The sequence below is a fragment of the Candidatus Culexarchaeum yellowstonense genome (assembly GCF_024707025.1).
Lineage (GTDB): Archaea > Thermoproteota > Methanomethylicia > Culexarchaeales > Culexarchaeaceae > Culexarchaeum.
Genome location: NZ_JANGFQ010000103.1, coordinates 1 through 3,006 on the forward strand (window position 1 = coordinate 1; position 3,006 = coordinate 3,006).

The following is a 3,006-nucleotide window of genomic DNA, read 5'->3' on the forward strand; positions in this document are numbered from 1 at the left end:
GACATCGAAGGATTTCTCGGGAACCTTAACTGGCTCAAGCTCCTCATTCAATGCAGCTCTACATATAACCATAGCTTCAAGGGTGTCTTCAGGGTCGGCTGTAACTATAACCCCATTGGAAACTCTATTAACACCATGACCAGCCCTACCAACCCTCTGAATCAACCTAGTAACTTGCCTAGGAGACATGTACTGTATGACTAGGTCTATCCTACCCACATCTATTCCAAGTTCAAGGGATGATGTGCATACAAGCCCCTTCAAATCCCCATTCTTAAGCCCCCTCTCAGCTGCAACCCTAGATGGTTTAGATAGCGATCCATGATGAACGCTAATTGGAAAATCTATATCCCAAACCTTAAACCTAGAAGCCAAAACCTCAGCAATAGCTCTAGTATTAACGAATAATAGAACTGAATTGTAATTCTCAATAAGCCTCCTTATAAACCTCAACCTAGCAGATACATCTGGATGAGTATAAAGTTTCGCGGCTAACTCATAATCCTCCTGTGAAGGTTCTGGGAAGACAACTTTAAGCTTCATAAGCTTAGTCGCTGAAATCTTAACGATCTCCACCCTCCTACCATTACCCACAAGAAAACTCCCCACAATTTCAGGGCTACCTATAGTTGCAGATAAACCAACAATTTGGAAGTCATGTCCTATAAGCTTCCTCAAACGCTCCAAAGCCACTGAAAGCTGAACTCCACGCTTATCTTCAGCAAGCTCATGAACTTCATCCACAACAACCCATCTCAATGTCGATAAACCCCTACGGAGAACCCTCCCGGCCAAAATTATCTGTAGAGTTTCAGGGGTTGTGATCAATAGGTCTGGGGGCATCCTAGCTTGAGCAACCCTCTCAGACTGCTCAGTATCACCATGCCTAACAGCAACTCTAAAACCAAGCTCCCTACCCCACCACTCCAACCTCTCAAGTAAATCCCTATTAAGAGCCCTAAGGGGGGTTATGTATAAAGCCTTAACACCTTGACCCTGCAAACCACACATCATACTAAATATGGGTAGCATTGCAGCCTCAGTTTTACCTGAAGCCGTTGGGGCTATTAGGAGGACATTCCTACCCTCAAGTATCAATGGTATAGCCTTCTCCTGAGGTTCAGTGGGGGATGTAAACCCCCTCTTCTCCAAAGCCCTCCTAACGGGTAAAGCCAGTAGATTGAATGCCCCCTTAAGCTCAGCCATAACCATCAAAACCATTATAAATTTATGTGAACCCTACTTCCCCTTAACAAAAATGGTGTAACCACAATATCCACAAGCAAATCTATCACTATGTTTAGCCATAACCTTACCACATTTAGGGCAAGTCCTACCAATGAAGCTTATCTTACCAGTCTTGTAATCAAATGTATAAAGTTTATGTCGCTCAGCCACCACAAACACACCTCAATAGGTTAAGTGAGAATACTTATAAAAATTTTACTTACCCAATATCATCAAAACAACATCATTTATTAGTTAAAGGGGGGTAATTATATTTAGAAGTAGAGATGTACCCATATATCCAAGCTAAATGCACAGAAGATGCAAAGATATATGCAGTAATAAGCTATGGGCTAAGCTCCAACACATACATAATAGAAAGCCATGGGGAAACAGCAATAATAGACGTTGGATATGGACCCCCACACTCAAACATAATTGAAACCTTAAAGGAACTTAAAATATCCACCGAAAATGTTGGGAAGGTGCTAATAACACATAGACATAGAGACCACACAAGAGACATAAAGAGGTTAATGGAGGGAAACGATGACGTAAAGATATACATACATAAGAATGATAGGGACATAGTGGTGGAAAGCCTAAAGATAGGAAAAGACAGAGTATACACATTATATGGAGATGAAGAAGTAAATGTGGGGAAAGCAAAAATCAAAGTTATACACACCCCTGGACACACCTCAGGAAGCATATGCTTCCAATATCATGAAACCCTATTCACAGGAGACCTAGTATTCGCAAATGGAGAATATGGGAGAACAGATCTACCCACAGGAAACCACAGGGAACTAGTTAAAAGCCTAGAAAAGATACTCACATTAAACATAAATGCAATGCTCCCAGGACACGGCGAAATATTACTTAAAGAAGCGAAAAGCCACATAAAACTGGCATTAAAGAATGCCATGAGAAAACAAACAATGAAACGTGAAAATAATTAAAGGTTATAAGTAGAGTGCAGTAAAATTGTGGATGGATTGAAATGGGGAAAGCTGCGGAGAAGCTGATTACAATATTGATAACGTTAATGGCATTAACGGCCATAATAAACGCCATAAGCAATGTGAAGGCTGAAGAAAACTTCAAAGTCTTAATTAAGGTGGTGGACAGTAGGGGGGAACTAATAGGAAATGCAAAAATATACATATACAAGATTACAACACAGAAAACACTCAGCTTCTACCAGAAACTAACCCTGGAATCTGGATCAAAAGAGGTGACATTACCTCAAGGATCATACACGATATATGCGAAGGCAGATAAACCTGAAACCCCAACAATAGATTACGTCATAGGATATAGAAGTCTAGATGTTCATGGAAACACTGAATTAACAATAACCCTAATAGATGCAGCAGAAATAAGGGTTTACGGAGAATGCCTAGATGCTAAAAGCGATTCGAAGGGGAGAATAAGCATATACAGCGTCCCATCAGTAACTGGAATTGAAATAAATGGAACAAGAATTCTTGACAGCTTCGGGGAGGGGGCTGGATCCATACCCCTAGAAATAGATAGCAACCTAATACTAGTACCAGCAAACATGTACGTAAACGTGGTGACAGAAGTCTCATACTCAGCCGGTGCTGGAAGATATGTATACACCAAGAAATATAACTTAACTGGAGGGGCAATAAAGCTTAATGCAGGGGATAAGCTAATCATAGAACTTCAAAATGTAAGTTTAAGTGAAAGCCTAATCGAGGTAAAGGATGCATTAAATAAAACTGTAAAGAACATAGAGAAGGCGGAGGCAGA

4 protein-coding genes are annotated in these 3,006 nt (G+C 40.6%); 2 read left to right on the top strand and 2 right to left on the bottom strand.

The window, feature by feature from the left end:
• Both MRT15_RS09020 and MRT15_RS09025 read right to left on the bottom strand, forming a co-directional pair.
• On the bottom strand, positions 1-1,206 hold a 1,206-nt coding region (locus tag MRT15_RS09020; protein WP_304329757.1), incomplete at its 3' end, for a DEAD/DEAH box helicase.
• Positions 1,207-1,239: 33 nt separating this feature from the next.
• Complete coding sequence (locus MRT15_RS09025) at positions 1,240-1,401, bottom strand: 30S ribosomal protein S27ae (protein WP_304329758.1); 162 nt, start codon at positions 1,399-1,401, stop codon at positions 1,240-1,242.
• Positions 1,402-1,514: 113 nt separating this feature from the next.
• Between MRT15_RS09025 and MRT15_RS09030 the strand changes: the two genes are divergently transcribed.
• Together MRT15_RS09030 and MRT15_RS09035 are read left to right on the top strand one after the other, a co-directional pair.
• On the top strand, positions 1,515-2,189 hold the full coding sequence (locus MRT15_RS09030; RefSeq protein ID WP_304329759.1) for an MBL fold metallo-hydrolase: 675 nt from the start codon (positions 1,515-1,517) through the stop codon (positions 2,187-2,189).
• 41 nt (positions 2,190-2,230) lie between these two features.
• A partial coding sequence (locus MRT15_RS09035) for a hypothetical protein (protein WP_304329760.1) occupies positions 2,231-3,006 on the top strand: 776 nt, incomplete at its 3' end.